Origin of the sequence: Acinetobacter sp. CIP 101934 (assembly GCF_000369585.1) — a bacterium.
Lineage (GTDB): Bacteria > Pseudomonadota > Gammaproteobacteria > Pseudomonadales > Moraxellaceae > Acinetobacter > Acinetobacter schindleri.
The window spans coordinates 1,338,505-1,360,108 of sequence record NZ_KB850094.1; the positions used below are offsets into that span (position 1 = coordinate 1,338,505).

General features: G+C 41.4%; 21 protein-coding genes and 1 pseudogene. 14 read left to right on the top strand and 8 right to left on the bottom strand.

Annotated features, from left to right (window positions below; genetic code table 11):
• Positions 1 to 135: 135 nt before the first annotated feature.
• Positions 136 to 1,593, bottom strand: a complete 1,458-nt coding sequence (locus F899_RS06740) for a CYTH domain-containing protein (protein ID WP_005221669.1) — start codon at positions 1,591 to 1,593, stop codon at positions 136 to 138.
• A 334-nt stretch (positions 1,594 to 1,927) separates the two neighbouring features.
• Between F899_RS06740 and F899_RS06745 the strand changes: the two genes are divergently transcribed.
• Entirely contained in the window at positions 1,928 to 2,311 is a 384-nt protein-coding gene (locus tag F899_RS06745) for an Mpo1-like protein (RefSeq protein ID WP_005221671.1), read from the top strand.
• A gap of 6 nt (positions 2,312 to 2,317) precedes the next feature.
• On the opposite strand, the gene F899_RS15375 is transcribed toward F899_RS06745, so the two are convergent.
• A complete protein-coding gene (locus F899_RS15375) occupies positions 2,318 to 2,533 on the bottom strand; it encodes a hypothetical protein (protein ID WP_005221673.1) in 216 nt (71 codons plus the stop codon).
• Positions 2,534 to 2,807: 274 nt separating this feature from the next.
• On the opposite strand from F899_RS15375, the gene thiE reads away from it, so the two are divergent.
• The 3 genes from thiE (at position 2,808) to F899_RS06760 (ending at position 5,357) form a co-directional block, all read left to right on the top strand.
• Positions 2,808 to 3,428: a thiamine phosphate synthase gene (gene thiE / locus F899_RS06750; protein ID WP_008304736.1), complete on the top strand. Its 621-nt coding sequence runs from the start codon at positions 2,808 to 2,810 to the stop codon at positions 3,426 to 3,428.
• Between the two features lie 42 nt (positions 3,429 to 3,470).
• Positions 3,471 to 4,772: a glutamate-1-semialdehyde 2,1-aminomutase gene (gene hemL, locus F899_RS06755; RefSeq protein WP_005221677.1), complete on the top strand. Its 1,302-nt coding sequence runs from the start codon at positions 3,471 to 3,473 to the stop codon at positions 4,770 to 4,772.
• Between the two features lie 168 nt (positions 4,773 to 4,940).
• The gene (locus tag F899_RS06760) at positions 4,941 to 5,357 is read left to right on the top strand and encodes a GlcG/HbpS family heme-binding protein (RefSeq protein WP_004812395.1); all 417 of its coding nucleotides are present in this window, start codon (positions 4,941 to 4,943) and stop codon (positions 5,355 to 5,357) included.
• Between the two features lie 167 nt (positions 5,358 to 5,524).
• On the opposite strand, the gene F899_RS06765 is transcribed toward F899_RS06760, so the two are convergent.
• Positions 5,525 to 5,722 (bottom strand): hypothetical protein, encoded by a 198-nt coding sequence (locus F899_RS06765; protein ID WP_004812396.1) that lies wholly within the window; start codon positions 5,720 to 5,722, stop codon positions 5,525 to 5,527.
• 280 nt (positions 5,723 to 6,002) lie between these two features.
• Between F899_RS06765 and F899_RS06770 the strand changes: the two are divergent.
• The 6 genes and pseudogenes from F899_RS06770 (at position 6,003) to F899_RS06795 (ending at position 13,153) form a co-directional block, all read left to right on the top strand.
• Positions 6,003 to 6,713, top strand: a pseudogene (locus F899_RS06770) (phosphopantetheine-binding protein).
• Between the two features lie 130 nt (positions 6,714 to 6,843).
• Positions 6,844 to 7,488 carry an RluA family pseudouridine synthase gene (locus F899_RS06775; RefSeq protein WP_005221683.1) on the top strand — a complete coding sequence of 215 codons (645 nt, stop codon included), beginning with the start codon at positions 6,844 to 6,846 and terminating at the stop codon, positions 7,486 to 7,488.
• A 142-nt stretch (positions 7,489 to 7,630) separates the two neighbouring features.
• The gene (gene rapA, locus F899_RS06780; RefSeq protein ID WP_034424508.1) at positions 7,631 to 10,468 is read left to right on the top strand and encodes an RNA polymerase-associated protein RapA; all 2,838 of its coding nucleotides are present in this window, start codon (positions 7,631 to 7,633) and stop codon (positions 10,466 to 10,468) included.
• A 127-nt stretch (positions 10,469 to 10,595) separates the two neighbouring features.
• Positions 10,596 to 11,747, top strand: coding sequence for an IS4-like element ISAbe18 family transposase (locus F899_RS06785; protein WP_005221684.1), 1,152 nt, complete (start codon positions 10,596 to 10,598; stop codon positions 11,745 to 11,747).
• 211 nt (positions 11,748 to 11,958) lie between these two features.
• Entirely contained in the window at positions 11,959 to 12,225 is a 267-nt protein-coding gene (locus tag F899_RS06790; RefSeq protein WP_005221686.1) for a PAAR domain-containing protein, read from the top strand.
• A 124-nt stretch (positions 12,226 to 12,349) separates the two neighbouring features.
• Entirely contained in the window at positions 12,350 to 13,153 is an 804-nt protein-coding gene (locus F899_RS06795) for an alpha/beta fold hydrolase (protein WP_034434214.1), read from the top strand.
• A gap of 66 nt (positions 13,154 to 13,219) precedes the next feature.
• On the opposite strand, the gene fabR is transcribed toward F899_RS06795, so the two are convergent.
• On the bottom strand, positions 13,220 to 13,891 hold the full coding sequence (gene fabR / locus F899_RS06800) for an HTH-type transcriptional repressor FabR (protein ID WP_005221689.1): 672 nt from the start codon (positions 13,889 to 13,891) through the stop codon (positions 13,220 to 13,222).
• A gap of 149 nt (positions 13,892 to 14,040) precedes the next feature.
• Here fabR and F899_RS06805 point away from each other — a divergent pair, with 149 nt between their 5' ends.
• A complete protein-coding gene (locus F899_RS06805; protein WP_008304718.1) occupies positions 14,041 to 15,108 on the top strand; it encodes a ferredoxin reductase in 1,068 nt (355 codons plus the stop codon).
• Positions 15,109 to 15,122: 14 nt separating this feature from the next.
• On the top strand, positions 15,123 to 16,217 hold the full coding sequence (locus tag F899_RS06810; protein ID WP_005221693.1) for a fatty acid desaturase family protein: 1,095 nt from the start codon (positions 15,123 to 15,125) through the stop codon (positions 16,215 to 16,217).
• Between the two features lie 279 nt (positions 16,218 to 16,496).
• Here the strand turns inward: F899_RS06810 and F899_RS06815 are convergent, their stop codons facing one another.
• The 4 genes from F899_RS06815 to F899_RS06825 all read right to left on the bottom strand — a co-directional run bounded on the left by F899_RS06815 (position 16,497) and on the right by F899_RS06825 (position 19,233).
• Positions 16,497 to 16,967, bottom strand: a complete 471-nt coding sequence (locus F899_RS06815) for an IS5/IS1182 family transposase (protein ID WP_005221695.1) — start codon at positions 16,965 to 16,967, stop codon at positions 16,497 to 16,499.
• Entirely contained in the window at positions 16,915 to 17,310 is a 396-nt protein-coding gene (locus F899_RS15385; protein WP_008306679.1) for a transposase family protein, read from the bottom strand. Before F899_RS15385 ends, F899_RS06815 begins: the two co-directional genes overlap by 53 nt.
• A gap of 115 nt (positions 17,311 to 17,425) precedes the next feature.
• Positions 17,426 to 18,061, bottom strand: a complete 636-nt coding sequence (locus tag F899_RS06820; RefSeq protein WP_005221696.1) for an HAD family hydrolase — start codon at positions 18,059 to 18,061, stop codon at positions 17,426 to 17,428.
• On the bottom strand, positions 18,028 to 19,233 hold the full coding sequence (locus F899_RS06825; RefSeq protein ID WP_026056709.1) for a DUF1615 family protein: 1,206 nt from the start codon (positions 19,231 to 19,233) through the stop codon (positions 18,028 to 18,030). The genes F899_RS06820 and F899_RS06825 overlap by 34 nt, the downstream gene beginning before the upstream one ends.
• Before the next feature lie 81 nt (positions 19,234 to 19,314).
• On the opposite strand from F899_RS06825, the gene dusB reads away from it, so the two are divergent.
• A complete protein-coding gene (dusB, locus tag F899_RS06830; RefSeq protein WP_005221697.1) occupies positions 19,315 to 20,340 on the top strand; it encodes a tRNA dihydrouridine synthase DusB in 1,026 nt (341 codons plus the stop codon).
• A 245-nt stretch (positions 20,341 to 20,585) separates the two neighbouring features.
• Positions 20,586 to 21,242: a hypothetical protein gene (locus tag F899_RS06835; protein ID WP_005221698.1), complete on the top strand. Its 657-nt coding sequence runs from the start codon at positions 20,586 to 20,588 to the stop codon at positions 21,240 to 21,242.
• The last annotated feature ends 362 nt before the right edge of the window (positions 21,243 to 21,604 follow it).

Here is a 21,604-nt window from a genome sequence, read left to right on the forward strand (position 1 = left end):
TAATAGTTATAATAGTGAATATAGCCCAAAGCGTTTGGAAAAGGTAAGCTGCAAATGCAACAAAAAAGCACCTCTGCGACTGAAGTGCTCTAGGATGGATTTTCTACAACTGCAATAAAACTTGATAAAGCGACTTTATTTTAAAAACTTGCGGCTTATCAGAAACTGTTCTGTGGCCTCTAGCAGTTTTTGCGCATAAACTTCCTGCTTTGCAGTCAGCCAGCCCAAGACAAACCAGTCACTGGCTTCCAGCTCGGTCTGTTGAATATAGACTGCAGAAGAGGCCAGTGTCTGATATTCATTTGCTGCCTGCTGCGCATCATTTAATGCCTTACTGTATTTTTGCAGGTTTTTGACATCATAAATTGTGGTCAAAATCGGGAAGCTAAATTTTAATTCCTGAATGCGAATTGCTAGCTGATCCAGACTCTCAAAATTGGTAATATCAGTCTGACTCATTTGTTCCTGCAAAACTTTGTATTGTTGCTGCAAAGTAGTTTGCGCTGCAGATTTTAATTCCAGTGGCTTGGCTTCATCTGTACTTAAGCTGAAGATCAGTAATTCCAGATAGTGATGCACATTCTGGGTGGATTTCACCAGATTACCCAGCTTCTCTTTGGCATATAGAATATCTTTACTCAGGTTTTCTGCAGTAGTCGGATTCTGTAAAAAGGCGGCTAATGTGCTTTGCATATGCTGTAAATGCTGCAAGTGTTCAAACTGCTTCTTAAAAGCTTCCAACTGATGTGCCCATTTATCTGAAATGCCAGAATGCCAGTTTTTGAATAACAGAACACTCAGATACAAATGCTCTAGCGCTTGCTGAGCCTGATCGATATGATCCTGCTCTGCGACCTGCGCTGAAATTGCTGCGATATTAGGCAGTAAATGCTGCATCTGCTGGGCAATCAGACTACATAAAGCTTTGGCTGCACTGTCTTTTTTGCTGAGCTGGAATTCTTTAGCTGGTACTGCTGGGCTAACTTTTTGCTGTGTTGCAAGCAGGTTACCGATTTCTGCTTTGCTGCGCACATCGAGCCATAGCTGATATTTCTTAACCCATTCAAAGCTAAATGCCAGCAATTGTTCAACTGAACCACTTTTTAGTTCGAATTCGACTTCATGGACTTCCTGTTCGGCATCTAGAGTACGGATCGCACCGATATCGAGGGCAACTTCAATTCCAGTGCCTTCATATTCAATCACGCGCAGGGTACGGGTGATATCCGTTTCAAACTGTAGCTTGAGCTGGCTGATCTGATCACCCAGTGCGTTATTTAAAATTTGTTGCGCTTCTGGTGCAGTGGCATAAATATTTAGATCCAGTTCAGGTGCCCGTTCCAGTTCACCCAGGTCATGATTATGTTCAAAACGTTCAATATGGCTTTTACCGGCTGCTTTTAAGGTTTGTACCCAACGAGTGCCTTCCAGACGCTGACGCAGGGCTACACCACTTTTTGAAAGCAGACGGTCTTCGGTGTCATAGTATTTGGCTTGCAGTTGAATCTGTTCGGACTTCTTCGGATCAAGTGCCTTTAACAGCGCAGTGCGGCGTGCTGCTGGAATCTGAAATTTAAGTTCAACTTCAACCATGATAAATATCCTGTTTGTACTGTCTATAAAGGTGATAGACAGAGCTGATGATGCTTTGTATATGCTGTGGATGTGAGCACATACACGCTGCAATCATGTTTTTAATTTTTAAGTCGAAGATTGTAACTAAAATCATTTTTTTAGTAAGACTTGACCAGGCTAAAAAAATCATGAACCTGTTTAAATTGATAGAATTTATTCATGCCTAAGCAGTTGAAAGCATGCTAGATTCAAGGAAAATTAAACATAGCTGAGAAAGCTCACTGCATGAAATCGCACTTTTAAATGTTTAAATAATGCGCTAATGTGAAATTAAAAATATCAGGATGATGCCATGAATGCACAAGTAGAACCTAAAGCGGATCTGATGCCAGCAGTTAGCCAGCCAATGCCGATCCGTGATTATCATGAATTTTATCGATTTTATCTGACTGAACACCGCAATATCATGAGTCGCCGTCTGCATGTAGCAGGAAGCAGTATTGGGCTGTATTTCTTTGGCAAGGCGATCATACAGCGTAAACCAAAATATTTTCTTTATGGACTGGCATCGGGTTATGCCTGTGCCTGGATCGGACATTTTATTTTTGAGAAAAACAAGCCCGCTAGCTTTAAGCAGCCACTATATAGTTTTGTCTCGGATTGGCGTATGTTTGCTGATGTATTGCGTGGCAATATCAGCCTGATTAGTCGTGATCAGGACAAGATTCCAAGTTAGAACTGATTAAAAAATAAAAAAATGTATTGATGGGTCATCAAAATTACAGGAAAACGCTTGCAAGCTTAGAGTTAATGTTCTAATAATTAAGGTGTTGTCTAAAGGTGATATTTTACCAAAAGATATAGCGGCAAGAATTACACAGTTTTCCATGCCTGGAGTGACCTTCTCCGGGCTTTTTTTATGGCCAAAATCCGGCAAGGTAAAATTATTACCTGACATTCTGCAATGCTCCTACAAATTGGGTGCATAAAAATCAGGGTATCAAATGAGTGATTCATAACTGATGATTATTTTTATGTGATTTATTTAAGTCAAATAGCAGATATAAATTATCCCTGAAATTATTAATTTTCCACATTAAATGAACTGGTTATTTTGATACTGCATTCCTTGTATTTATTTACTGAAAATATGTCGTTATATAAGTTTGCATGGTGTCATCATGCTCTTGGTTATGCCTATAATAGCTGATGTATTTTGAATGGCGGCAGTCATGCGCGGTTTATATTTAATTACCAATGATGATCCAATTGAACTTCTTCTTGCGAAACTTGAAGGTGCGATGGCAACTTATGAAGTTGCAGTACTTCAGTATCGTCGTAAAAAAGTGGCGAAAGAAAATCAGGCTTATGAAATCGAATATATGAAACAAATGTGTGAACAATATAAAGTTCCATTTGTGATTAATGATGATTTAGAAACTGCGGTAAAATATGGCGTAGGTGTGCATTTGGGGCAGGGTGATGGTTCCATTCGGGAAGCTGTTGAACGGTTACCTAAAAATGTTTTGATTGGTCGTAGTTGCAACAACTCACTTGAGCTTGCAGAACAAGCCATTGCAGATGGTGCAAATTATGTGGCATTTGGCGCGATCTATGCCACTGATAGCAAACCTGAAGCGGGCAATATTGGCTTGGAAACTTTAAAACTGGCCAAGCAAAAATTAAATGTACCCATCTGTGCAATTGGTGGCTTAACTGTTGAAAACTCGAAAGAGGTGATTGGGGCAGGTGCGGATCTTTGTGCGGTTATTAACGATGTTTTAGGTCGTTCAATGTCTACTGTCGGTCAACGTGTGTATGACTGGTCAGAACTATTTGCTGAACAAGCTTAATTTTTTATTTCTTATCTTATTTTTTTGAGTTGAGTGATTTTCATGAGTTTATCTCCAAAGCAAGAACAACTATTTAAACAAGCCAATAAACATATTCCAGGTGGCGTAAACTCACCTGTACGTGCTTTTAACGGCGTAGGCGGTACGCCACTCTTTATCGAGAAAGCACAAGGTGCTTATCTATACGATGTCGATGGTAAACGTTATGTGGACTATGTCGGTTCATGGGGCCCGATGATTTTGGGTCATGCGCATCCAGCTATTATTAAAGCTGTTCAGGATGCTGCGGTAGATGGCTTAAGCTTTGGTGCACCGACGGTTCATGAAACGACTTTGGCGGATATCATTTGCGATATCATGCCATCAATTGAACTGGTTCGTATGACCAACTCAGGTACTGAAGCAACAATGACTGCGATCCGTCTGGCACGTGGTTATACTGGCCGTGACAAGATCGTGAAGTTTGAAGGTTGTTACCACGGTCACTCGGATTCCTTACTGGTAAAAGCAGGTTCAGGGCTTTTGACCAAAGGCGAGGGCGAAGCGACTTCTGCGGGCGTACCAGCGGACTTTGCAAAACATACTTTAACACTTCCATACAATGACATCGCTACCTTAAAAGAATGCTTTGCCAAGTTCGGTTCTGAAATTGCGGGTGTGATTGTTGAACCTGTGGCAGGTAACATGAACCTGGTGAAACCGATTGACGGTTTCTTGCAAGCCATTCGTGATGTATGTGATGAGCATGGTTCAGTTTTCATTATTGATGAAGTGATGACAGGTTTCCGTGTGGGTCTTGGTGGCGCGCAAGCACATTATGGCGTAACTCCTGACTTAACCACTTTAGGTAAAATCATCGGTGCAGGTCTGCCAGTGGGTGCATTCGGAGGTAAACGTGAAGTGATGGAATGCATCGCACCGCTTGGTAAGGTGTATCAAGCAGGTACTTTGTCAGGTAACCCACTGGCAATGCGTGCTGGCATTGAGATGTTTAAACATCTGCGTCAAGAAGGTTTCTATGAGAAATTAACTGCGCAACTTGAGAAACTGCTGGTTGGTTTACAAGCTGCTGCGGATGAAGCTGGTATTCCATTCAAGACCCAACAAGTCGGTGGTATGTTTGGTGTATACTTTACTGATCAAGAAGACATCACCAGCTTCGATTCAATGTTGAAATGCGATGTCGATGCTTTCCGTAAATTCTTCCATGGGATGCTCAATCGTGGCGTAAATCTGGCGCCATCAGCATTTGAAGCAGGCTTTATTTCGGCTGCACATTCTGATGAAGATATTGCCTATACCATTCAAGCAGCAAAAGAAACTTTTGCTGAGATGAAAGGGTAAATTTAAATCCTCCCTAACCCTCTCTTGGGCTTTATTTTATAAACAATTTATAAGCAATGCTTTTAATATTCGCTCAGGAGAGGGTATTCATCGTTGTAAATAAAGATCACACCTCTCCCTAACCCTCCCCTAAAAGGAGAGGGAAGCTTCAGTTAATTTGAGATCAAAATGCAAACCAAACATTATTTGACTTTAAGTGATGCAGAATTTTTATTAGATCAAGCCCATCAATATGCGATTCAGAATAGCTTTAATGTCAGCATTGCGGTGGTGGATGAAACGGGTAATTTACTTGCGATGAAGCGTATGGATGGTGCTTCACCTATGACGGCTAACTTATGTCTGGAAAAAGCCAAGTGTTCTGCCATGAGTCGCCGTCCATCCAAGCTATTTGAAGATATTATTAAAGGCGGCCAGATGGGTTTTCTGACAATGGATACCTTCTCGGGTATGTTGGAAGGTGGTGAGCCGATTCTGTATCAAGGGCAGTTAGTGGGTGCAATCGGTGTATCTGGTGTGAAGTCGTTTGAAGATGCGGAGATTGCTCAGGTAGCAATTGAGAAGTTTTTAGCACAGCTGAGTTAATTCAAAATAGAAATTGATTAATTCAATTCAATAAATTGTTCCAAAATGAAGCGTGAAATATCAAATAAAAGCCCAATCGGTAATGAGGGGGCTTTTCTATATAAAATAAAAATCGTATTTCATGTCACGTTTATTATATTTTCTCCAATTTTAGAAAAAGTTTAAATTTACCTTTCGAATATTTGGCCTATTTCTAGTCTAGTGTAACCACGTTCTTTAAAGATCAAAACAATAGCTTGTCTATAATCCTCAGAAGTAGAAGTTCTATATTTATTAATTAATTGCTGCTCAGAATTAAGCTGGAGGTCATTTTTTATCGTCAATACTTCTGTAGAGACTTTATTAAAAATCTTGAAATTCAACATACAGGCGCTCTTTATCATTATTGTAGCGGCCCGACTACAACACACACCTGCCTTAGCTTAGTTAGACACCCTTAGTGACAAGGATTACAAATTAAAAAAGAATCTGCAAGTTTTTCTAAAGATGGAGCATGAATAATTTACTAAATTTATGTCTATTTAATATAAGGGTATTATATGAAATTAGTTCAATAAATGTTTGTGCAATCAAAATTTTTTCAAATTGAGATTAGACAAAAATATCATGAATCCTCATGCCATTTTGTATTTATAAGAGTCTACTATGCTGTACCCAATGCCTAAAAAAATCCAGTTTGCACCTTCCCAAGCCAAATGGCAGCTGTCCTCAACACAATCTGTGCTAGTGCTGGTTGGGTTGCATAATTTAAGGATGCAGGCAGGGATTCAAGATAGCCCATTGATGCAAAATCTGATCCAAATCAGCAACAAAGCCAAAGCACTCGATATTCCCATTGTTGACCTGTACGGTGATGATCTGATTCAAGGTATGCAGCAACTCGGTGAATATGCCTCAACCCATCCACAGTTAATCTTTGCAGGCACAATCACCCCAGTGTTGAAACAAATCCTGCCACATTTACAAAGTGTGACTGAGCAAATTTGCGTGATTGATGATGCGATCCTATTGTCAAATCAAGAACAGCACATTCAGTGGATCGATAATATTTCTGCACAAGGCTTGCATCATATGAATAGTTATAGCTTGACCCGATTATAGAATCTGAGTGCGCCAGCAGAATATGTGTTGTCGAGCAAAGGTATTATGTTAGCAGTAGCAGAACAGCTGGATATGGATGTACTAGATATTGATCCACATGTAGATTTAAGACAATACGGACTGGACTCGATCGCTGTGGTAAGCCTGGTTGGTGTGTGGCGCGCTAATGGTGCAAATGTCGGTTATGAAGATGTTTATGAATATCCTTCACTAGAAGAACTGGTGAGTTTTGTTCTGCAATCAGCACGCAGATAAGCACGAATTGGGTAATTTTCTTAATATAATCGGAAATTTCATCGGCAATTACAGAAAACGACATTGTAATTCTGTGCCAAGCTTTCTATCATTGCCGCCTTGTTTTGCGCGATCAGCCAGGGATTGAACTTTGAGCAATTTTCTAACCGAACATCTGATTCATCGTGATGACGATTTTATGGTCATTCATAAACCAGCAGGTTTACTCACAGTACCCGGTAAAACAGAAGATTTGCAAGATTGCCTGATTAACAGATTAGTAGAATTAGAACCAAAAACACTGCTTATTCATCGTCTCGATCGGGACACTTCAGGAATTCTGGTCTTTGCCTTAAGCCGTGAAGGACAAAAATCTATTTCGCGCCAGTTTCAGGAACGCCAAACCGATAAAACCTATCAAGCTATTGTAGCCGGAACATTAGACGGTGAAGGTACTGTCGATATACCGGTGATCTATGATCCAAGCCGTCCACCATTACATGTTGCTGAACCAAATCATAATAAGCCCGCATTGACCCACTGGCAGGCAGTCGAGCATTTTGAAATTCAGGGACAGCCCGTTACTCGCGTCAAACTGACACCCATTACCGGCCGTTCACATCAGCTCCGTGTACACATGCAGTATCTCGGTCATCCAATTATTGGCGATACTTTATATGCTACAGTGCAACAGCAACAGTTGATGCCACGCCTGTGTCTGCATGCAGAACAGCTCAGTTTTATTCATCCTAAAAATGCAGAAAAAGTCGAGTTTTATTGCCCTGCACCATTCTAGGAAATACTTGTTTAATCGTCGTTATTGATGCCCACTTTTGGTGGGCTTTGTGTCAAAATATATTGCTTGAAGGTGTGAAATTTTGCTCAAATGATGTGTTATTTTTGAGCATAATCTTTACAGTCTTGTACTTAAGATAAAGGTGGAAAAATTGCAGCAGTTTGCTATTGGTCAACGTTGGTTATCAGATACTGAAACAGAACTCGGTCTGGGGGTTCTCATTGATGTTGATGAGCGATCGGTCAGCATTTTATTCCCGAAAAGCGACGAAACCCGTGTCTATGCACGTAGCAATGCGCCTTTGTCTCGTATCATTTTTAATGTAAATGATGAACTGCAAGACCAGGAAGGCAATACCTGGACGGTTGAATCTTTTGAAGATCGCAACGGCGTGGTGCGTTATCAGGTTGTACGTACTTTAAGTGATGGTACTGAAGAACGTAAAGCTCTGAATGAAACCCGTATTGGTGCAACCATTCAGTTGTCTAAGCCATTAGACCGTTTGTTGGCTAGCCAGATCGATTATAAAGAATGGTATGATCTACGCATTGAAGCCATGCTCATGCAAGCCAATATGCAAAGCAGCCCGTTACGTGGTCTGGTTGGCTCACGTGTAGGACTGATTCCGCATCAGCTGTATATCGCACACGAAGTCGGTAAACGTTTTGCACCACGTGTATTGCTGGCGGATGAAGTAGGTCTGGGTAAAACCATTGAAGCCGGTTTGATCATTCACCAACAGCTAAAAACCGGCCGTTCTGAACGTATTCTGATTCTGGTACCAGATTCACTGCAATATCAGTGGATGATTGAAATGCGCCGTCGTTTCAATCTGGAATTCTCACTATTTGATTTAACTCGTACTGCATCGATCAAAGAACACGATCCTGATCTGAACCCATTTCTGACTGAACAGCGCATTATTGCTTCTATTGACCTGATGATTGACCACGAAGACCTGCGTGAGCAGGCACTTGAAGCTGGTTTTGATCTGCTGGTTGTCGATGAAGCGCATCATTTGATGTGGAGTGAAGAAGAGGGTGGTAACGACCGTTACGATCTGGTTGAAGAACTATCTGAAAAAACATCAGGCGTATTATTGTTAACGGCAACACCTGAACAGCTGGGTGTGGAATCGCACTTTGCGCGTTTACGTTTGCTGGATCCACAACGTTTCAGTTCATTAGACCGTTTCCTGGATGAAGAAGCACAATATCAGCAGACTGCAAAAATTGCTGAAGTGCTAATGTCAGATATGCCACTTGAAGAAGGGCATCTGGCAGCACTTGAAGGTCTGCTTGGTCATCGTATTGAAGATAACCCTGAGCAACGTTTCCGTGCGATTCACGAACTGCTGGACCGCCATGGTACTGGCCGTATCCTGTTCCGTAATACCCGTGAAGCCATTCAGGGCTTCCCGGGGCGGGACTGCCAGCCAGCACCATTACCAGCACCTGAAAACTGGTCTAAAAATGGCAAGCTACGTGAACAAATGTGGCCCGAAGAATCACAGCTTGATGGTTCCTGGATGGAATCAGACCCACGAGTAATGTGGTTGATGGAAAAACTCCGCACTGATCTCAAACACAAAAAAGTGCTTTTGATTGCGCGTAGTGGTCCAGTAGTAGAAGCACTGGAAAATGTGCTACGTCTTCATGCTGGTATCCGTACTGCGATGTTCCATGAAGGCATGAGCCTGCTGGAACGTGACCAGGCAGCAGCTTATTTCGCTGAAGAGTCTTATGGCGCGCAGATTTTGCTGTGTTCAGAAATTGGTTCTGAAGGCCGTAACTTCCAGTTTGCTTCTGACTTGATCCTATTTGACTTGCCAGCAAATCCAGATGTGCTTGAGCAGCGTATCGGTCGTCTGGATCGTATCGGTCAGGAAAATCGTATCCAGATCCATGTACCTTATCTGGTCGGTACTGCACAAGAGCGTATGTTCCGCTGGTATAACGAAGCACTGAATATTTTCAGCAATATTTCGCCAACTGCGCAAACATTGCAAGAAAACTTCATTATTGAATTAAAAGACTGTTTACTTGCTGATAAAGGTCAGGCTTTTGAAGACCTGCTAGAAGAAGTGACTGTACAACGTCAGGCGCTGGAAGCAGAACTGCAAGAAGGCCGTGACCGCCTGCTGGAGTATAACTCTTGCCGTCCAATGGTGGCACAGGAAATCGTCACTGCGCTTGAAGACTATGACGATAATACGACTTTGCCAATGTTCATGAAGCGCTTTATGGCATCGACCAACATTGATTTTGATGAGCAAAGTAATGGTACTGTGATCATCAAGCCAACCGATCAAATGCAGGTGCAAGGTCTGACTCTGGATGAAGAGGGCATGACAGCAACCTTCTATCGTGATCAGGCACAAATCCGTGAAGATGCTCAATACTTGACGCTTGAACATCCATTCACTGAAAGTGTGATGGAAATGATCAATACGCAAGGTTTTGGTAGTACTAACGTTGCGGTGTTGAAGTCTGCTGCATTGCCACAAGGTTCAGTATTGCTTGAAGTCTGGTTTAAAGTGGATGTGGTGGCACCGAAAGCACTGAACTTGCCATCAAGCCTGCCACAGCAATTGGTTCGGGTATTGCTGAGCGAAAAAGGTCAGGATCTGTCGCAAAAAATTGCACCAGAAATCCTGAAGCCATACTTGCATCATCTGGATGGCAATAGCTGCCGTCAGGTCGTAAAAGCGCGTCGTGAAGTAATTGAAGCACGTTATCAACAGGCACTGGAACTGGCTCGTGCTGCTTTGCCGCAATTCAAGCAACAGGCGAAGGAAGTCTATGGCAGCAAATGGCAATATGAAATTGACCGTCTGACTTATCTGAAACAGTTCAACCCAAGCATCCGTGAAGATGAAATTTCTCGTCTGCAAAAACTGCAGAAAGAAGGTTTAAGCTTACTGGATGGTCTGTCTGTAACCCCAGAAGCGATTCAGGTGATGGTGGTGGTTAAACCATAACAATCATCTAAGAAAAGGCAGCCTTCGGGCCACTGCTGTCCCATAGTTTGCTTTAAATAAAAAAACCTGAGTCCTAACAGTTAAAATATGAGTGCAAACAAACACTTTAACGACCAGGATTCAGGTTTTGTCCCATCAGAATACCGTATTTCATGAGCTAATTAAACCTGTTGTGCGACAGGATTTTGAACAACTTGCTAAAGTACACCATGTTGGACAGAAATTTAGAGCGGCTTCCCGGTGGGATCAGTTTATTGCCATATTGATGTCTCAATTCTCTTGTAGGCAAAGTCTGAGAGATATTCAATCCAATTTGGAGTGCCAACAGGAAAAGCTAAGTCATCTCGGAGCAAAGTCTATTCCCCGAAGCACGCTGGCACGAATCAATGAGCAGCAGCCTGCTGCCTTGTATCAACAGCTATTTTACAAGTTGCTTAAATACTATGAACACTCAAAAGTAGCTCATAAATTTCGCTTTAAGAATCCCTTGTATTCCTTGGATGCCAGTCATATTGACCTGTCGCTTTCCTTATGTGAATGGGCCAAAGTTCACGACTCAAAAGCCAGCATGAAACTCAGTATAGGATTGAATCACAGCAATGATATTCCTGAGTTTGTTGCAGTTGAAAATGGCAAAGAAAATGACATGGTACAAGGCCGCAAATTCCAGTTTCCTGCTGGCAGCATTGTAGTTTTTGATAAAGGCTATGTCGATTACCAATGGTATGCAAATCTGACTGCTCAAAACATTGGATTTGTCACACGTTTTAGGCCTAAATCTGTGTATCAGGTGATCCAGCAACATCCAGTGCTTGAATCCAAAGGTATTCTAAAAGATGAAACCATTCAGCTGAATAGCGCACATGCCCTAAAAAGAAAAGCCCCAGTGTTAAGAAGAATTGAATATAGAGATCAGCAAAGTGGCAAGCACTTTAGCTTTCTCAGCAATAACTTTCATTTAGCCGCCTCCACCATTACGGCGATTTATAAAGATCGTTGGAAAGTTGAGCTGTTCTTTAAGGCGATTAAGCAGAATCTCAAATTAAAAGCGTTTTTAGGCCGCAGCAGGAACGCAATTCAGACACAAATCTGGATTGCGATGATCGCCTATTTATTGGTGAGTTTCGCTCAACATTTAGGAAAAACAGGTTGGACAGTTCAACGTTTACTCAGAATAATTCAAGTGAACTTGTTTGAAAGAAGAACTTTAAAAGCTTTATTTTCACCCGATAAAATATCCATAAAACAAGAGGAAGCTCATTTGAGCTTCCTCTTGTGAAAAATTGTGGGACAGCAATGGCCTTCGGGCTGTTTTTTTATGGCTATTTTTCTACAATAAATTTGGATGGCTATCATCAGGACTTATATGATTAAAACTATTTCATTTAGATAAGAATATTTGTTTGAAGATATAAGCTGTCAGTAAATGGTTGTTGTTAAAAATCATCTTCGGTTAAAATGGTAAAAAACCATAACAAGAAATCAAAATAATGTCTCAGGCGTTTATTACTCTAGGCTCGCAAACTTCACATGGTGGTGTAGTTGGTGAAGCGGAAAATTCTATATTAATTCACGGCATCGCTGTGCATTTACAAGGCATGAAGCATTACTGTCCCAAGTGCAATAGCGTGGTAACCGCCATTGCTAAAAATCAATCCATAACTGTTTTAGGGCGGGCTGTGATTGTCGCAGGTGACAAAGCCAGTTGTGGTGCCCAGTTTCTGGCAAATCAGCATCTGACAGTTTCGCAAAAATAATCCAGCTGCTTTTATCCTTCATTCGGTGACTTCAAGGTCATGCTTAGGAAGAATATGTGCTCATTTTTAGTCATCTTTAAGGTTAAGCTTGCAGACATCATGGATTGAAAAACTATATAACCGCATGAAGCCAGCCTTACATTTTACCCATGCCAATGGCATTCCATCAGCGACCTATCGGAAGTTCCTGAACGGTTTTCAGGATGAATATACGGTTAAAAGTATTCCTTTGATCGGCATGAATCCATATTATCCAATTACCACAGACTGGCGTTATTTGGTGGATGAGGTGATTGCCGATATTGAACAGCAATTTTCAGGAAAATCAGTGATTGGACTTGGACACTCTTTTGGTGGTTTAGTTACGATGATGGCGGCTTATAAAAAGCCAGCTTTATTTTCTAAGCTCATCATTATGGATCCGCCTTTTGTGATTGGGAAAAACAGTGCGTTATTTGAACTGGTAAAAAAGCTCAATTTAAAAAGTATTGATCGCTTTACTCCGGCAGGTATTACTTTAAAGCGTAAAGACCACTGGTCATCTCAGCTGGACGCGGTAGAGGCGCTGAGATCGAATCGTCTGTTTAAGCATTTTGATGAACAGTGTTTTCAGGACTATATCGACAGTGGAATTGTTGAAGATCAACAGCGCGGTGGTGTAACTTTAAAAATTCCAAAACAGGTTGAAGCAGAAATCTTTCGGACAGTTCCGGCCTGGTGGTGGCGTACCCCGCGTAAAGCACCGCAAGTTCCCATTCACCTCATCACTGCAGAACAGAGCCAGTTCTATCAACAGGGTCTACCGCAAGGCTTAAAGAAAATTTATCAAATTGATTATTCAGTCTTGCCAGGTGGACATATGTTTCCACTGGAACAGCCAAAACAGGTAGCTGAATATGTAAAAGCCAAACTGAAAACTTTGGGATAATATCGAATAAAAAGAGATAACCGGCATCTCTTTCTATTTAGCTTGCATTCATTAGGATTAACGGATTTAAGACTGATCGAGATGTCGAGCACCTTCCAAAATCATACGGATCATGATCATAGTCTGTTCGGCAATTTCCTGACGTTCATCAGCTGGCATATCTATCACTTTGGCACCCATGTTAAATACCAGCTGGGTAATCGCTTTGGCAGCGATATCCGGATAGAGCAGACGGCTTTTATTTAGTCTTTCCAGACGTACCAGGTCTTCCTGTAATTCCTGCTGAAAATACTGGAGTTGACGTTCTACCGCCTGTTTATATGATTGTGAACCAGTATAGCCTTCACGGAGTAACAAACTCAGGTTGCCTTCATCAGCATCTAACTGGGCAATAAATACTTCTACTGAACTACGAATAATACTGTTCTGTTTCGATGCCTTTAAACGCGATTCATTCAGAATCTTACGCAATACCAGACCGGCACGGTCAATCAGTTCAATTGCCAGTTCATCGATATCTTTAAAGTGACGATAAAAGCTGTTCGGTGCAATACCGGCTTCGCGTGCTACTTCACGCAGGCTTAAAGAGGCAATACTTTTTTGTGGGCCAATCAGATTTAAGGCTGCCTGAAACAGTTCTTCTTTGGTAATCGTCGCCTTACGCCCCACGCTGCGTACAATGATCGGTTCATCAATGTTCTTTGTTTTGAGTAGGGAAGCGTCACTGCTTATTTTCATTGAAGACTCGTCATGTATTGGATATGAGGCATTCCAGTATTATAGCGAAGCGCAGCAAACTTGTGAAATGAATAGAAACAATACAGGTGTATATACAAATATATATACATGTGTATAATAATTCAAAACCCAACAAGATTGCTATGAAGATGCAGGTACTCGCAAAACGTAAATCGCCGATCGATTTCTTTAAAGAAAGCGTGATTGATCAGCATGCGATTAATTTCTGGATGCAGAAATTTAACCCACTCTGGTCGTTGAACCAGCCATTGGGCAAGATTGTGCATAAAGAAAATGCTGCCCAGGATATGGTCAGCCTGAAAATTCAGGTCAATCGCTTGTTCAAATTTGGCGAAGCGGGCCAGCATCATCCAGTTTACGTTGTGGTAAATGGTATTCGTTACGAGCGTAGCTATAGTCTGACGCAGCTAGATCAGCAACATGTGTTACTGACCATCAAGAAAGTTGAAGATGGTAAGGTAAGTCATTGGGCGGCAAATATCGCTCAAGTTGGTGACATTATTGAATTCGGTTTGCCATTTGGTGATATGACTTTAGCTGTTGAAGCAACACCAATGCTGTTGTTGGCAGCGGGTAGTGGTATTACACCTATGCTGAGTTTGCTCGAAGCATTGAGCAAGACTGGCAAGCTGAGTCAACAGCCAGTACAGCTTCTGTACTGGGTAAAGCATTATCAAGATGTCGCATTCAAATCACGTTTTGAAGAATTTGCTGCGCAGTATCCAAACTTTAGCTTTAAAGTATTCGCGACTCAGGAACAACCGGCTGCGGAACGCTTGAATCAAAGTCATCTGACCGATCTTCAAAATATTGATCAGACAACAGTCTATGCTTGCGGTCCATCAGGTTTTGTCGCTCAGGCAGAAATACTGTTTGCTCATGCCAAAGTATTTAAGTCTGAAGCTTTCAGCATGAGTCTGGACGATAACACTGAAACAGGCTTTGTGAATGTCACACTGACGCAATCTAATAAAGTTGTTAGCATTCCAAAAGGTCAGTCTATTCTGGCGAGTCTGGAACAGCAAAATATTAAACCGAACCACGGCTGTCGTATGGGTATTTGTAATAAATGCGCTTGCAATAAAGTTGAAGGTTCTACCAAAAATTTAGTCAATGGCGCACAAAATAAAGAACCAGGAAATCTCCTGAAAATTTGTGTGAATTCAGCGCAGACTGACCTTGTCATCGACCTATAAGCGAGTTGATCACTATGAATATGCCAGTAAAATTTCAGTATTTTAAAAATCCGAAAAACCGTGAACTGACACAGACAGAATTGGACGAACTTGCGCGTGAACTTGATGCGATCAAGCAGGAAGTGCTAGATGACTTGGGCGAGAAAGACGCGAAATATATCCGTCGTGTCTATTCTGCAATTCGTTACTCTTCTATTGCGGGTCGTGCGTTATTGTTCGCAGGCTGGTTCCCTCCAGCATGGATTTTAGGTACAGGTCTGCTTGGTTTTGCCAAAATCATGGAAAATATGGAGTTGGGTCATAATGTCATGCACGGTCAGTACGACTGGATGAATGATCCTAAGATGAATGGCCAGACTTATGAATGGGACATTGTGGGTACTTCTGACAACTGGCGTCAAACCCATAACTTTAAGCATCATACCTATACCAATATTAAAGGTATGGATGATGATATCGGCTATGGTCTGGTTCGTCTGTTCCCTGAACAACGCTGGAAACCGGGTTATTTATTGCAACCGATTTACAGCATTCCATTCTGCCTGTTGTTCCAATGGGGCGTAGCGATTCAAAACCTGGAACTGGGTAAATATTTCAAGGGTCGTAAAACCAAGGAACAGACCAAAGAAGAATGGAAACCAATGCAGCGTAAAATTACCAAGCAGCTGTTTAAGGACTATATCTTCTTCCCATTAATTGCAGGTCCTGCTGCATTGCCGGTGTTTGCTGGTAATATGGTGGCAAATGGTATCCGTAACGTTTGGACATTTAGTATTATTTTCTGCGGTCACTTTACCAAGGATGTTGAAGTATTCCCGAAATCAGTACTGGAAAACGAAAGCCGTGGTCACTGGTATATGCGCCAGATTCGTGGTTCATCGAATCTGACAGGCTCTGAAGCATTTCATATTCTGACTGGTCACTTGAGCCATCAGATTGAGCATCATTTATACCCTGATGTACCTGCACGTCGTTATCGTCAAATGGCGCCAAAAGTTCAGGCGGTTTGTGAAAAATATGGTCTGAACTATAACAATGCCAGTCTGGTGAAACAGTACGGCAGCGTGATCAAGCGTATTGTGAAATATGCTTTTCCGTTTAAAAAATAAGTTTCTATAATTTAATAGACAACCACTTCAATTGAAGTGGTTTTTTTAATTCCTTTAATTATATTTTCAGTCTTGAACATGGCTAAGTAAAATCCGAATGAGATTGATATAGTTTCCTTTCTTTGCGGCTGAAATGACACGATCGATTTCTTCTTTTTTCCATTTATGCCGACGTGCAGCATAAATAAATTTTGATAGCAAAATAAAAGGATTTTCACCGTATTGGATATATAGATTTCTTATGTATTTGGGGGGATTAAATTAGACCTCTTTCATAAATCATTTTTTGCTCAGTTCCAAGTTGTAGATTCCAGCGATTAAATTGAATCTCAAACCAAGCCTTTTACCTCTATTTCGATAACGCTCAGCAAGGATTTTGAAGGTTTTCAGGCTGCCAAATACATGCTCAATTCCGATTCTTCTTTTATTGATTTCTTGATTATAGATTTTCAATTCAAGATCCAATTTACAATGTCTTTTGGCTTTTAATGGCAACAGGCTATTCGGATACAACACATAAATCCCCTGATAGCCTTTATCTGCAAGGATAAAAGCCCCAAAAGGAATCTGGTTTAAATTGCGTTTGAACAACTCGAAATCATGCACTGCACCGCGACTGGTACATAAACTCAGAATTTGCTGAGTTTTGTAGTGAATCATGGCCTGTACTTTAAAGGTATGGGTCTTTTTCTTGCCGCTATAGCTTTTCTTCTGTTTTTTTAGGCCTTTGGATTGGAATTTCCGTGGCATCCACGATCACAACATTCCAGTCGATGCCTTCGCCCTCGGGTAAATCTTTGGGTAAATTAAACAGATTGGACCGAATCAGGCAGTCTTCAACATGACGGACAATTCTTGAGGCTGTGGGCTCTGAAACCCCGTAACTCGTCGCAACGTGAAATAAGGTTCGGTATTCCCGCCAATAGCTCAGACAGAGCAGAACCTGATCCTCCAGGCTTAACTTGGGCGGTCTGCCTTTGGCAGAGACATGCTTCTGCAATTGCTCAACCATCAAATAGAAAGTTGACCATGAGATGCCTGTGTATCGCTTGAACTGAGGATCAGAAAGCTTGTTTGAATCGATGTATTTCATTCGCAGATTATGCACGAATGCCAAGAAATCCGGAGTGCAAATATTAACCAAAAAGAGGATCGTTTTTTGATTTATGAAAGAGATCTAATACTAATTTGAGAGTTTTTTATAGTATTTAGATTTTCTCTAATACAGGTAAATCATTGTCATAACCCACCATATAGCTATGCTGCGCTAAACTCAGCATTTGCTTATCTTCCTCACCATTCCCATAAGCATAAATCGTCTCGTAATCTACAAGATTGATTGCTTCTAAAATCCGTAATTTCTTTTGCAGACAGCTACAGTCGGGTGTTAGATATTTCCCTGTCAATTTTCCATTTTTGATTTCCACTTTGGAACAGAGCAGCTCAATACTTAGAGTATTAGCAATCATTTCCAGATATAGATCAATGGTTGCTGAAACCAGTATAACTTTATGTCCTAACTTTTGATGCATTTTCAGCTGCTCAAACAGGGCAGGGTCAAGATTCCCTAAAATCTTATTCGCGTATTGCAATGCTAAAGGGTAAATTATTTTTACATCAGCATCTTTAAACATGGCTAAATAAAGCTTTGGTCGCATGCGATGAGCAGGATAGAGTTTGAGATAATAAGCAGTAATCCACGGCAAAATTTTCAGACCACGCCAAATAATATGTCGTTTTTTCAGGACAGAAAAAATAAACCCTGTAAAGCTGTCATGTGGATACAGGGTGCCATCAAAGTCAAATAAGGCTAGAGCTTGAGGTTTTTGATTTTGCGCATGCATGTTTGGTAACGGCCATCTACACGGCTAGCAAACCAGTTGGTATTGTAATCACGACTCAATTTTGGTCCAGAAATCACCACTTCAGGCATGATGGCATAAAAAGGTTCTTTACCCGTTTGTTCCTGATATAGTTTCGCTACACCACGATAGGTCATGGTGTCTTCAAAATCCTTTTCCTTTTCCTTCTTCAGGTCAGAACGGATCTGACGCTCAGTAATAATGAAATTATGCTTGGCAAATACATTGATTAATTCACGTTCAGACTGACTTTTCTGAGAGCGGATACTGCCATCTTTGCTATATAGCAAGAGATCGCCATCCAGATCCAGTTCGGCTTCAGTCAGGTCATTGAGCATGCTCTGGAAGGCAGCATTACGACTGGAATACATGCCTGAATTATAGTCGGCAAAACGATAGATCGGTTTATCATAATCTGCCGGATACATCATCAGACGATGAATACCATAATACAGACCGCCATACTGACTATACAGATCGGTACGCAGTTCAGCGATATTGCCACCTTGACGCTTATGCTCCTTGGCATAGCTAATATGCACCTGCATCGAACCTAAAGTCGTAATCGGATTAAGCTTTTCGCCGATGTTTTGACCAAAGAGTTTGGCTGCACCCGTTAGGGCACTCACGTGATAATGTTTGGCCATATAGTCAAATATTTCACGATACAGTTCATCCAGTTCACGTTCAGTTTTAACCTTACGCATCTGGCTGAGATAGTTGTTATCCGGAGTGGGATGATTCTTCAGAACATCCTGGAAATATCCTGCAACTGTTCCACCGATACTTTCACCAAGTTTCTCGGTAAATTTTTCTTCCAGACGGCCTTGAACTTCTTTTACTGCTTTTTCGCCCAGACCAGCAACAGTTGGATTTGCGTGGAAATTAGATTCCTGATCCACCACTGCGACGATGGTACAGATATTCTGTTTAGTTTGGGGAATACCCAGTTGTTCGGTAATATCATAGATATCTTTAGCCCATGAATCACGATTGCTGACACGTGATGGAATCGCTTTAGGTATCTGGTCAGCTTCCATAGTTGGCTCATCAGAAGACCACCAGGAACCATTGCCACAGCCAGCAAGACTTAGGGATAAAGCAAGGACAGACCACGATTTAACAGTAAAAATTCGGTGAAGTGTGTTGTTCATGTTGTCTAAATCAGATTCCAGCAGATGAGCGATCAAGGCAGATGCAGTATACTATGCTCATCAACAAAGTGATGAATTTATATGTATATTGGTCCGTATCAACTATCAAATAATTTGATTGTTGCTCCCATGGCAGGCGTGACAGACCGTCCGTTCCGTACACTATGCAAATATTTTGGTGCAGGTCATGCTGTTAGTGAAATGATGACTTCAGACAAAACCCTGCGCATGAGTAAGAAAAGTTTGTACCGTGCTAATTTCGATGGCGAACTGGCGCCAATTTCTGCACAAATTGCCGGTTCAGATCCGCGTGATCTGGCAGAGGCGGCACGGTATCAGGTTGCGAACGGCGCACAAATTGTTGATATTAATATGGGTTGCCCAGCTAAAAAAGTCTGTAACAAGCTGGCTGGTTCGGCATTACTGCAAGATGAAGATCTGGTTGCACGTATTCTGGATGCCGTTGTTGCTGCAGTTGATGTCCCCGTGACTTTAAAAACCCGTCTGGGTTATTTAAATGGTCAGGAAAATATCATGCGTGTGGCCAAGCGGGCAGAAGAAGCCGGTATTGCGGCCTTGGCATTACATGGCCGTACCCGCGAAGATATGTATTTAAACACAGCGCGCTATTCACTGATTAAAGATGTGAAGGAGATATTGAATATTCCCGTGATTGCGAACGGAGATATCGACAGTCCAGAAAAGGCCAAATATGTACTGGATTATACCGGTGCCGATGCAGTGATGATTGGGCGTGCAGCACAGGGACGTCCATGGATTTTTCGTGAAATCGCACATTATTTAAAGACTGGAGAACAGCTCGCTGCACCAAGTATTGCCGAAGTTAAAGAGGTCTTACTGGGTCACTTGGCTGAACTGTATGAATTTTACGGTGAATATTCTGGCTGCCGAATTTCCCGTAAGCATATTGCCTGGTATACCAAAGGTCTGCGTTCCAGTAATGAGTTTCGTCAAAATATGTATAAGGTGGAAAGTACCGCAGATCAATATAAAGTGGTAGAAGACTATTTCAATAACCTGCTGGAGTATGGTCAGATCATGAGTGATGTGCAGGTCGAGCAGGTGAATCTTCTGGAAACAACCTGATTTTCCATATTACCTGAAATGAATTCCTTCTTAAGGTACTGTCGTTTAAACAGTACCTTTTTAATATCTGTATGCTGCAATACAGCAAGGTGTTTACATGATGGAAATACCTGTACAGAGTTAAGTACTAACTTCACTAAAACCGGACAGGACTTGGACAGTATTAACCTGAATTTTCTCTATGATAAAGGACATGTGCAAGATGAATTTCAATTTTGTCTAAATAAAATCAAGGGAGAATCAGAATGACAAATATTAATCGTCCAGTTTCAGAGATTAATCCAACTACTCAAACCGATCTGGTTGAGGACAATAACGCAATAAAACATGAAGAAGTTGTGAAAATGGATCCTTCAATCGCACAAGGTAGTGATCCTAATTTAAATCCAGCAGATACTACAAGACCCCTTGATCCAGATGACAAAGAGGCTGAAGCTGGAGATCAGGCATTGGCAACTGGTGCTGGAAGTGTAGGCGGAGCGGCCATTGGTGCAACACTCGGTATGGTGGGTGGACCAGGAGGCTCCTTGATTGGTGGAGTCGTTGGCGGAGTACTTGGCGGAATCGCAGGTAAGGATATTTCAACACCAGATCATCCAGACCATGGTATTGAGAATTCGAGTCTATTAGGTGACCATGACAAGTACTGGCGCGAAGAGTATCAGAGCAGACCTTATTATAGTGAAAGCCGCAATGTGCATGGTGATCTGGATTATGATCGGGATTATCGTGGTGCTTACCAACTCGGTTATGAAAACCGTGAACATTATAGTGGTAAAGAATTTAATGAAGCTGAACCTGACTTGCGAAGCAAATGGGAACAATTCAAAGGTGAGTCTCGTTTGACCTGGGAACAGGCTAAATATGCAGTCAAAGATGCATGGGATCGCACAACTCGCTAAATCACATCTTTAGATAAAACCTCTCTACTTCGGAGAGGTTTTATTATTTTTTTACAAATACAAACTTAACCGTTATTTGCTTTACAGCATTAGTCTGAATCCTTCAGATTAAGACTAGCTATTTTTAATACGTCTATTATATCCGAGAAATCTAACAGTCATCATTGAAAATAGGCAAGAGGATAATGTATTTAAAACGACTATTCATGAATAAATATAAAATTGGGAATTTCAAAAAATTATAATTACCTGGTTATAAAAACTATACTTATTTGATGTTTATTCATGCAATTTAGACATGCCTGTTACATCCGTAGTCTACAGGTACATAGCGTAGTATATATTCACTGAAACCGGACAGG

What these genes read in the sequence shown, in the direction of transcription:
- F899_RS15375 (WP_005221673.1), bottom strand. Translation starts at nt 2,533, where the DNA reads ATGTCAGGTAATAATTTTACCTTGCCGGATTTTGGCCATAAAAAAAGC.
- F899_RS06820 (WP_005221696.1), bottom strand. Translation starts at nt 18,061, where the DNA reads ATGCATGCGCAAAATCAAAAACCTCAAGCTCTAGCCTTATTTGACTTT.
- F899_RS06835 (WP_005221698.1), top strand. Translation starts at nt 20,586, where the DNA reads ATGACAAATATTAATCGTCCAGTTTCAGAGATTAATCCAACTACTCAA.
- thiE (WP_008304736.1), top strand. Translation starts at nt 2,808, where the DNA reads ATGCGCGGTTTATATTTAATTACCAATGATGATCCAATTGAACTTCTT.
- F899_RS06745 (WP_005221671.1), top strand. Translation starts at nt 1,928, where the DNA reads ATGAATGCACAAGTAGAACCTAAAGCGGATCTGATGCCAGCAGTTAGC.
- dusB (WP_005221697.1), top strand. Translation starts at nt 19,315, where the DNA reads ATGTATATTGGTCCGTATCAACTATCAAATAATTTGATTGTTGCTCCC.
- F899_RS06795 (WP_034434214.1), top strand. Translation starts at nt 12,350, where the DNA reads ATGAAGCCAGCCTTACATTTTACCCATGCCAATGGCATTCCATCAGCG.
- F899_RS06815 (WP_005221695.1), bottom strand. Translation starts at nt 16,967, where the DNA reads ATGCCACGGAAATTCCAATCCAAAGGCCTAAAAAAACAGAAGAAAAGC.
- F899_RS06810 (WP_005221693.1), top strand. Translation starts at nt 15,123, where the DNA reads ATGAATATGCCAGTAAAATTTCAGTATTTTAAAAATCCGAAAAACCGT.
- hemL (WP_005221677.1), top strand. Translation starts at nt 3,471, where the DNA reads ATGAGTTTATCTCCAAAGCAAGAACAACTATTTAAACAAGCCAATAAA.
- F899_RS06760 (WP_004812395.1), top strand. Translation starts at nt 4,941, where the DNA reads ATGCAAACCAAACATTATTTGACTTTAAGTGATGCAGAATTTTTATTA.
- F899_RS06825 (WP_026056709.1), bottom strand. Translation starts at nt 19,233, where the DNA reads ATGAACAACACACTTCACCGAATTTTTACTGTTAAATCGTGGTCTGTC.
- F899_RS06790 (WP_005221686.1), top strand. Translation starts at nt 11,959, where the DNA reads ATGTCTCAGGCGTTTATTACTCTAGGCTCGCAAACTTCACATGGTGGT.
- fabR (WP_005221689.1), bottom strand. Translation starts at nt 13,891, where the DNA reads ATGAAAATAAGCAGTGACGCTTCCCTACTCAAAACAAAGAACATTGAT.
- F899_RS06805 (WP_008304718.1), top strand. Translation starts at nt 14,041, where the DNA reads ATGCAGGTACTCGCAAAACGTAAATCGCCGATCGATTTCTTTAAAGAA.
- F899_RS15385 (WP_008306679.1), bottom strand. Translation starts at nt 17,310, where the DNA reads ATGAAATACATCGATTCAAACAAGCTTTCTGATCCTCAGTTCAAGCGA.
- F899_RS06740 (WP_005221669.1), bottom strand. Translation starts at nt 1,593, where the DNA reads ATGGTTGAAGTTGAACTTAAATTTCAGATTCCAGCAGCACGCCGCACT.
- F899_RS06765 (WP_004812396.1), bottom strand. Translation starts at nt 5,722, where the DNA reads ATGTTGAATTTCAAGATTTTTAATAAAGTCTCTACAGAAGTATTGACG.